Genomic DNA, 8,745 nt, shown 5'->3' on the forward strand with positions numbered 1-8,745 from the left:
CCAGTTCACTCGGATGGGTCGGCGCGGAGGTTGCTGATGAACGATAAACCACATCTCGATGAGGAGGCCCTGGCAGAGCTTCAGGAAGTGATGGAGGACGAATTCGATATCCTGATCCGGACCTACCTTAGCGATTCGGAGGACCGCATACGGACGCTCAGGAATGCCCTGGGCAATGGCGATGCGGACGCCTTCGCCAAATCCGCCCACAGTTTCAAGGGCAGTTGCTTCAATATCGGGGCGCCCCAGCTCGGCTCCCTGTGCCTGGCGGCGGAGATCGCCGGCCGCGAAGGCAGTCTGGTCAACGCCGAGGCCCAGCTGGCGGCCATAGAAAATGAATTCCAGGTGATACGGGAGATGCTCCAGCGCAGCATCAAATCCTGACGCCGATTGGCACCACTTTTGCTCTGCACTGTTGTAACACGCGTTTTTTGTTCCAACAGAGCCATTAAGCGGCAAGAGGTTGCCATGTCAGCAACGGCATTACCCCCACTGCCCACGCCGGATAAAACCGGCGCAGGGTCCGCCAAGCAGGCGTCACAGGCCCCGGACAAGGTCGGTGACAGTGAATTCGACAGTGTCTCCCGCCAGGAGCGCCAGCGCCTGGATCGCAATCGTGACAGGGCATCGGCCCGGGCCGACGGCGCCGAGGTGGCGGAGAAACCGCCATCCGACGCCGGCAAGGCCCCAGCGCCGGCCACCAGCGAGGCCGAGGGCCGCCCGGCCGGCAATGCCGCAACTGCCGATGGGCAGCAGACAGCCACCGCGGATCTGACCGGTGCGGCGGTAATCGAGAGTCCGGGGGAGCCGGCGCCGTTGTTTACCTTCGCCCAGCTCCAGGACCTGATGATGCCGGCGCAGACGCCCGCGGCTGCGGTGCCGGCCACCACCGGCCCCACCGGCGCCGTGGCCGGTGTGACGGCGCTGGCGGGTGGGCTTTCCCCCGTGGGTCTGGCCGGTTCGGACACCACGCCCGGGCTGAGGGGTGTGATTCCGGGTATCACCGGCAAGGCGGCAAAAGCCGGCGCGGACTCTGCCGGTCGTCTGATGGCTGAGGGCGTGATGGCGCAGCTTGCCGGTGATGGCGGCAAGGCAACAGACACCGGTCTGGCCAGCCTGGGCCGGATGCAGGCTGGCCTGGATGCGGCGGCCCAGACCCAGCTGCTCAACCCCGGCCAGAAAGTCCCCGAGGCCATGATTCCCCTCAAGGGCTATGCCACCAGCATCGAGTTGCCGGTGGGCCACGCCGAATGGGGTGACAAGCTGGTGGGCAAGCTGGCCTGGCTCACCAGCCAGAAACTCTCGGTGGCGGAGATTCACCTGACCCCGCCGGACATGGGGCCGCTGGAGGTCCGTGTCCAGGTCCAGAACGATCAGGCCAATGTCACCATTCACGCCGCCAACCCGGCGGTGAGGGACCAGCTGGAACTGCACAGTCACCGCCTGCGGGACATGCTGAGCGGTCAGGGCCTGGACCTGCAGAATTTTGACGTGGCGGACTCCCCGGGCCGGGATGGTGCCGAGGACGACGGCGAGGGCCGCCAGACTGCTGGCGGTGACGGCGCCGGCGACGGCGAACCGGGTGACCTGGCGCTGGCAGAATCCGCCGGCAGTCTCGACCTGACCTGGCGTGGCGAGGTGGATCTCTACGCCTGAGTCCCGGTCACCCCATCCGTGCTCCCCGATTAACGCCTGTCCCCCTGGACCTCGCGCTGGCCGGCTCCGGCCAGCGCTCCCGCCGCTGTATTTCCGCTTTGCTCCCCTGCCTGCCGGGCGCTAAACTGCCGTTTTGACTGGCCTGGCTGTACTACCTGGCCCGGCCTTTGCATAAACCCTGATCAACAACCTCCGGTTGACGGATTTCTGGCAGAAGCGACTTATGGCTGAAAACAACGAAGCGGCTGCGGCCCCGGCGAAAAAGAGCAAGCTCAAACTGATCATCCTGCTGGTGGTGGTGGTCCTGCTGGCGGTGGGCCTGTCGGTGGCCGGTACCCTCTGGTTCCTGCAGTCCTCCGGGGGTTCGGAGGAGGGCACCGAGGCGGTCGCGGAGGAGGAAGTCTTCCAGCCCAGCCAGTATTACGTCATGGACAAGGCCCTGGTGGCCACCCTGCAGTCCGAGGGTCGGCAGCGCTACGGCCAGATCTACCTGGCGTTTGCGGCCCGGGATCCGGCGGCCCTGGCTGCGGTGGAGAAGCACATGCCACTGTTGCGCAGTCAGCTGCTGTCGCTACTCGGTGCCCAGAGCTTTACCGACTTGCGCACCGTCGCCGGTCGCGACGCGCTGATCGAAGCCATGCTGACCCAGGTCAACGAGACCCTGGCGGCGGAGAACGAACCCCCGATAGAGCAGATTTTGTTCCGGAACTTTGTTCTACAGTAACAAGATAGCAACACCGCCGCTCCGGCTCCCAGCCGGCGCCGGCCCAGCCGTTTACCGGCAGACTTGAGGGCAGGACAACGTATGCAGGACTTACTGTCACAGGATGAAATCGACGCCCTTCTGCACGGCGTGGATGACGGTGACATCGACACCTATGACGAGGTGGATGCCACCGGCGTCAAGGATTACGACCTGGCCAGCCAGGACCGTATCGTGCGCGGCCGGATGCCGACGCTGGAGATGATCAACGAGCGTTTCGCCCGCTACACCCGTATCAGTCTGTTCAACCTGCTGCGCCGCAACGCCGATGTGTCCACCGGCGGTGTCCAGATCATGAAGTTCGGTGAGTACATCCACACCCTCTACGTGCCCACGAGTCTCAACCTGGTGAAGATGCGCCCGCTGCGGGGCACCGGCCTGTTCATCCTGGACGCCAAGCTGGTGTTCAAGCTGGTGGACAACTTCTTCGGCGGCGAGGGCCGGCACGCCAAGATCGAGGGCCGGGAATTCACCCCCACCGAGACCCGTATCGTGCAGATGGTGCTGGACCAGGTCTTCCACGACATGAAAGAGGCCTGGCACGCCGTCCTGAAGGTGGACTTCGACTACCTCAGCTCGGAAGTGAACCCGGCCATGGCCAACATCGTCAGCCCCAGTGAGGTGGTGGTCATCAGCACCTTCCACATCGAGCTGGACGGTGGTGGCGGCGAGCTGCACATGGCGCTGCCCTATTCGATGATCGAGCCGATCCGGGATGTGCTGGACGCCGGTGTGCAGAGTGACATCGACGATGTCGACGAGCGCTGGGTCAACGCCCTACAGGAAGACATCAAGGAAGTGTTTGTGCCGGTCAATACCACCGTTGCGCGCCGCCGGGTCTCGCTGCGGGAAGTGGCCCGCTTCAAGGCCGGCGACATCATCCCGGTGGAACTGCCGGAGTTCCTGACGGTCACTGCCAACGGCATTCCCATTTACAACGCGTCCATGGGTACCCGGGACGGCAAACTCGCACTCAAAATCCAGAGCCGGGCCAAACGGCCAGTGGTGAAAAAGCAACTGAAGGTAGGACGCAATGGCTGACGACAAAAAAGATCCCAAGGAAATGAGCGAGGACGAAAAACTTGCCGCCGAGTGGGAAGCCGCCATGGACGAATCCGGCGACAGTGACGGTGGCGACCGGGATGACGAATGGGCCGCGGCCATGGAAGAAGCCGGTGAGGGCAAGAACGCCGACAACGTCAAGAAACCGGCGATGGAAGAGTTCGACGAAACGCCGGAGCCAAAAGGCGCCACGCTGTCGCCGGACCTGGACGTGATCCTGGATATCCCGGTGACCATTTCCATGGAGGTGGGCAATACCCAGATACCCATTCGCAACCTGCTGCAGCTGAACCAGGGCTCGGTGATCGAGCTGGACCGGCTGGCGGGGGAACCGCTGGATGTACTGGTCAACGGCACTTTGATCGCCCATGGCGAGGTGGTGATGGTGAACGAGAAGTTCGGCATCCGCCTGACCGACGTCATCAGCCCCGGCGAGCGCATCAAACGGTTGTCGAAATAATCATGTTGCGGTCAGCCCCCATCCAGTCCACCGTCGCCATCGGCCTGGCCAGTCTCCTGACGGCCGCGCCGGTCGTGGCGGAGGAGGCCCAGCGCCAGGTTACCGGTGGCTCCGGTTCACTGATGTCACTGGTGACCCTGGGGCTCGGCCTGCTGGCGGTGCTGGCGGTGATCGTCGGCTGTGCCTGGCTGATCCGCCGCGTCAACGGTCTGAGCGGCATGAACAACCAGGCCATCAGGGTGGTGGCGGTGATGGCGCTGGGGGCCCGGGAACGCATCGCCCTGATCGAAGTGGGAGGCACCCAGATCCTGGTGGGCATTACCGCCTCGGCGATCCGCACCCTGCATGTCTTCGAGGAGCCGGTGGTGAGCGCGCCGAACGGTGACAGGAGTGACTTCGCCCGTCGCCTGCAGGGTCTGATCGGCAAGCAGTGGAAGTCCGGTCGCGCCGATCCCGACCTGGATTTGATGAACCCAAGAACCTCGGCGGACAAGCCGTCCGGGAAGTCTGACGAGTCTGACGGAAAATCTTCATGAACCTGCTGTACCCGCGCGCCCTTGCCGCACTGGCCGGTTTGCTGCTGCTGGGCCTGAGTAGTCCGGCGCTGGCCGATATCCCCGGTATTCCCGCTTTCACCGTGACCCCGGGCGAGGGCGAGGGGGTGGAGGAGTACTCGGTCACCCTGCAGATTCTGGCACTGATGACCGCGCTGACCTTCCTGCCGGCCATGCTGATGATGATGACCTGTTTTACCCGCATCATCGTGGTGTTCGCCATCCTGCGTCAGGCCCTGGGTCTGCAGTCCACGCCGTCGAACCAGATCCTGCTGGGACTCACCCTGTTCCTGACCATTTTCATCATGAAGCCGGTGTTCGAGGAGGCCAACCGCCTGGGCCTGCAGCCTTATATCCAGGAGGAGGTCACTTCCCTGGAGGCGGTTGAGCGGGCCAGCCAGCCGTTCCGCGAATTCATGCTGGCCCAGACCCGGGAGTCCGACCTGGGCCTGTTCATGCGGATTTCCGACGAGCAGTACGACAGCCCCGAGGACGTCTCCTTCTGGGTGCTGATGCCGGCGTTCGTCACCAGTGAGCTGAAGACCGCGTTCCAGATCGGCTTCATTCTGTTCATACCCTTCCTGATCATCGACATGGTGGTAGCCAGCGTGCTCATGGCCATGGGTATGATGATGCTGTCGCCGATCATTATTTCACTGCCGTTCAAGATCATGCTGTTCGTGCTGGTAGACGGCTGGTCCCTGATCATGGGGACCCTGGCTGCCAGTTACGGCATATAGCGAGGAGTTGGCGCGATGACCCCGGAAACCGTTATCGACATCATGCGGGAGGCACTGTGGATGATCGTGCTGCTCTGCGGCGTGATCATTGGCCCGGGTCTGGTGGTGGGTCTGGTGGTGAGTACTTTCCAGGCGGCCACCCAGATCAACGAGCAGACCCTGAGCTTCCTGCCGCGCCTGATCATCACCCTGCTGGTGATCGTATTCGCCGGGCCCTGGATGCTGACGCAGTTGCTGGATCACGCCAACAGCCTGTTTTCCAACATTCCCTACCTGATCGGCTAGGCCATGCTGCCCTCGGATCTGAGCGCGGACCTGCTGGGCCAGTGGGTGGGTCAGCACCTGTGGCCACTGTTCCGAATCGCCAGCTTCATGATGGTGATACCGTTCATCGGCACCCAACTGGTGCCGGCCCGCATCCGTCTGGGGCTGGCGCTGCTGATGACCATCCTGGTGGTGCCCATGCTGCCGCCGGTGCCCCAGGTGGAGGCCTTCAGCGCCGATGCGGTGGTCATTACCCTGCAGCAGATCCTGATCGGTGTGGGCCTGGGCTTCGCCCTGACCGCGCTGTTCCAGCTGTTCGTGATTGCCGGCCAGATGATCGCCATGCAGATGGGTCTGGGCTTTGCCTCCATGGTGGACCCGGCCAACGGCATCACTGTCCCGGTGCTGGCGCAGTTCTACAGCATTACGGTGACTCTGCTGTACCTGGCCATGAACGGCCACCTGGTGGCCTTCGATGTGTTCCTGGAAAGCTTCCGGGTGCTGCCCATTGGTCTGGAGGGCCTGGGTCAGGAGGGAGTCTGGGCGCTGGCGCACCGGATCAGCTGGATGTTCGCGTCGGCCATGCTGCTGGCGCTGCCGGCGGTCACCGCGGTGCTGATCGTCAACATTTCGTTTGGCGTGATGACCCGGGCGGCGCCCCAGATGAACATTTTCTCCCTGGGTTTTCCCATCGGCCTGCTGTTCGGCCTGTTCGCCATCTGGGTGCTGCAGGCCAATTTCCTGCCGCACTTCCAGCAGTACTCCGAAGAAACCTTTGAATTCATGCGCCAGCTCCAGGGCATTCCCTAGGTGAAAGCAGATGGCTGAAGAGAACGACAACAGTCAGGAAAAAACCGAAGAGGCCACCCCCCGACGTCTGGAAAAGGCACGGGAGGAGGGCCAGACCGCCCGCTCCAAGGAGCTGGCCACCATGTCGGTGCTGCTGGCCGGCGCCGGTGGCCTGCTGATTTTCGGTGCCAGCCTGGGGCAGTCGATGGAAAACATCATGCGTCACAGCTTCGTGCTGGACCGGGACGCCATCTTCGACACCGGCCAGATGGCGCTGCACCTGATGGATGCTACCGTGGACGCCTCCTGGGCCTCCATGCCCCTGATGATCCTGCTGTTCATCGCCGCGGTGATCGGCCCCATCGGTATCGGTGGCATTCTGTTCAGCGGCAAGGCGGTAGCACCCAAACTCAACCGCATGGATCCGCTCAAGGGCCTGAAGCGGATGTTCTCGCTGCGGTCGCTGATCGAGCTGGTCAAGGCGGTGGCCAAGGTGGCCCTGGTGATGATCATTGCCATCCTGATTCTGGACGTGCGCACCGAGGACCTGCTGGCCATCACTGGCGAACCGCCGGTGCCGGCGATGGAACATGTGCTCTGGACCCTGGGCTGGAGCTTTTTCCTGCTGGCCTGCGCCACCATCATCATTGCCGTTATCGACGTGCCTTTCCAGATCTACGACCACCAGAAGAAACTGCGCATGACCAAGCAGGAGGTCAAGGACGAGTACAAGGACACCGAGGGCAAACCGGAGGTGAAAGGCCGGATCCGACAGCTGCAGCGGGAGATGGCCCAGCGCCGGATGATGGCGGACGTGCCCACCGCCGACGTGGTGATCACCAACCCGACCCACTACGCGGTGGCCCTGAAGTATGACCAGAAAACCATGGCCGCGCCCATCGTGGTGGCCAAGGGCGGCGACGAGATCGCCTTCAAGATCATGGAGATCGCCCGCGAGCACAAGGTCGACATCCTGCGCACGCCGCCGCTGACCCGGGCGGTCTACCACAACACCGAGGTAGGGGGCGAGATTCCCGACGGCCTCTACATGGCCATCGCCCAGGTGCTGGCCTACCTGTTCCAGATGCGGCGTTTCCGTCGCGGTCTGGGCCCCAAGCCCGGCATGCCGGAGTTCCCCATCCCGCGGGATCTGCGCCGGGACCTGTAACCGACTTCGCGCCCTAGGAGGTGGCTTCCAGTACCCGCACGAACGGGTCCTGGCGGCTGTGGGGGATGGCCAGGCTGTCGTAGTAGTCGGCAGGGTTGTGCACGGTGACCTCGCCAAAACCCTGCGCCAGCAGGTGCTCACGGGCCTGGCGGTCGTTCTCGAAATGAAAGCTGACCTGGCTGCGGGTCATCCGCCCCAACCCATCGGCGCTGGCTCTCAGGGCCTGGCGCAGCGCCGGCTGCGCCGGCATGCGATAGGTCTCCGAGAGGTAAACCGAGCCCGGACTGGCGGTCACCAGTGCCGCCAGGCGCTGCCAGAAGCTGTCGATGACCCGCAGCGGAAAGTAGCTGGTGAGACCCTCGGTCACCACCACGAAGGGCTTGTCCAGATCCAGCACCCTCTCGGCCACCGCCTCCAGGCGATACTCGCCGGTGTCGGCAAGGATGTCGATGGGAGTGACCTGGTGGTGGGGCCCCAGCCGCTCCGCCGCCATCAGCCGCAGTGCCTTGCGGGCCGCCATGTCCGGCAGATCCGCCTCGATCACGTGCAGGTGGGGGTAGCGCTGGCGCAGGCGGATGCCGCGCGGCGACATGCCGCAGGCGATCTCCAGTACCTGGGTGATGCCCCGATCGGCGATGGCCCGGTCGATCAGCTGGTCAATGATCAGGTGCCGCTGCAGCAGGAAAGTGCGCAGGTTGCCGCCGGCCACCAGTTTGCTGGCGGCCTCGAAGGGTCTCATCAGGTGGTAGAGCCAGCGACCCCGCGCCGTGGCCAGGCTGTCGTCGGACAGACCGTGGCGATGCCAGACTGCGCCGGTGTAGAGCGCGGTGAAGCTGATGCCGGAGCTGTCGGAGCGATTCTTTTCAGAACGACTCTTCAAGGGAGGCCTCTCCCCAGGCAACCTTGTTGCCGGGCAATACCAGGTTCAGCAGTATCGCCACCAGGGCGCACAGGGCGATGCCTTCGATCTGGCCGATGGCCATGCCGCCGATACCGAACACCAGGGTGATGCCGGCGATCACCAGGTTGCGCCGCTCGGACAGGTCCACCTGGTGACGGATCAGGGTGTTCAGGCCCACGACGGCGATGGAGCCGAACAGCAGGCAGAGGAAGCCGCCCATCACCTGCACCGGAATCGACTGCAGGGCCGCGCCGAATTTGCCGACAAAGGCCAGCACAATGGCAATGCCCGCGGCCCACCACATGATCCTGGGGTTGAAGTTGCGGGTCAGCATGACCGCACCGGTGACCTCGGAGTAGGTGGTGTTGGGCGGTCCGCCGAAGGCCGC

At 63.9% G+C, this 8,745-nt stretch carries 12 protein-coding genes; 10 read left to right on the forward strand and 2 right to left on the reverse strand.

What is annotated here, in order from left to right:
• Positions 1-36 precede the first annotated feature (36 nt).
• The 10 genes from R3280_RS02440 (at position 37) to flhB (ending at position 7,456) form a co-directional block, all read left to right on the forward strand.
• Complete coding sequence (locus R3280_RS02440) at positions 37-384, forward strand: Hpt domain-containing protein (RefSeq protein WP_318996989.1); 348 nt, start codon at positions 37-39, stop codon at positions 382-384.
• Between the two features lie 84 nt (positions 385-468).
• A complete protein-coding gene (locus tag R3280_RS02445) occupies positions 469-1,656 on the forward strand; it encodes a flagellar hook-length control protein FliK (protein WP_318996990.1) in 1,188 nt (395 codons plus the stop codon).
• A 223-nt stretch (positions 1,657-1,879) separates the two neighbouring features.
• A complete protein-coding gene (fliL, locus tag R3280_RS02450; protein ID WP_318996991.1) occupies positions 1,880-2,380 on the forward strand; it encodes a flagellar basal body-associated protein FliL in 501 nt (166 codons plus the stop codon).
• Positions 2,381-2,461: 81 nt separating this feature from the next.
• Positions 2,462-3,460, forward strand: coding sequence for a flagellar motor switch protein FliM (gene fliM, locus R3280_RS02455; RefSeq protein WP_318996992.1), 999 nt, complete (start codon positions 2,462-2,464; stop codon positions 3,458-3,460).
• On the forward strand, positions 3,453-3,941 hold the full coding sequence (fliN, locus tag R3280_RS02460) for a flagellar motor switch protein FliN (RefSeq protein WP_318996993.1): 489 nt from the start codon (positions 3,453-3,455) through the stop codon (positions 3,939-3,941). The genes fliM and fliN overlap by 8 nt, the downstream gene beginning before the upstream one ends.
• A gap of 2 nt (positions 3,942-3,943) precedes the next feature.
• A complete protein-coding gene (gene fliO / locus R3280_RS02465; protein WP_318996994.1) occupies positions 3,944-4,477 on the forward strand; it encodes a flagellar biosynthetic protein FliO in 534 nt (177 codons plus the stop codon).
• A complete protein-coding gene (gene fliP, locus R3280_RS02470) occupies positions 4,474-5,235 on the forward strand; it encodes a flagellar type III secretion system pore protein FliP (protein WP_318996995.1) in 762 nt (253 codons plus the stop codon). The genes fliO and fliP overlap by 4 nt, the downstream gene beginning before the upstream one ends.
• Before the next feature lie 15 nt (positions 5,236-5,250).
• Complete coding sequence (gene fliQ / locus R3280_RS02475) at positions 5,251-5,520, forward strand: flagellar biosynthesis protein FliQ (RefSeq protein WP_318996996.1); 270 nt, start codon at positions 5,251-5,253, stop codon at positions 5,518-5,520.
• A 3-nt stretch (positions 5,521-5,523) separates the two neighbouring features.
• Positions 5,524-6,309, forward strand: a complete 786-nt coding sequence (gene fliR / locus R3280_RS02480; protein WP_318996997.1) for a flagellar biosynthetic protein FliR — start codon at positions 5,524-5,526, stop codon at positions 6,307-6,309.
• A gap of 10 nt (positions 6,310-6,319) precedes the next feature.
• A complete protein-coding gene (flhB, locus tag R3280_RS02485) occupies positions 6,320-7,456 on the forward strand; it encodes a flagellar biosynthesis protein FlhB (protein WP_318996998.1) in 1,137 nt (378 codons plus the stop codon).
• 13 nt (positions 7,457-7,469) lie between these two features.
• Here the strand turns inward: flhB and R3280_RS02490 are convergent, their stop codons facing one another.
• Both R3280_RS02490 and R3280_RS02495 read right to left on the reverse strand, forming a co-directional pair.
• Positions 7,470-8,336, reverse strand: a complete 867-nt coding sequence (locus R3280_RS02490) for a class I SAM-dependent methyltransferase (protein WP_318996999.1) — start codon at positions 8,334-8,336, stop codon at positions 7,470-7,472.
• The coding region (locus tag R3280_RS02495) for a solute carrier family 23 protein (RefSeq protein ID WP_318997000.1) at positions 8,320-8,745 on the reverse strand (426 nt) is incomplete at its 5' end. The genes R3280_RS02490 and R3280_RS02495, both read right to left, overlap by 17 nt.

Origin of the sequence: Marinobacter sp. (genome assembly GCF_033722195.1) — a bacterium.
Classification (GTDB): Bacteria; Pseudomonadota; Gammaproteobacteria; order Pseudomonadales; family Oleiphilaceae; genus Marinobacter.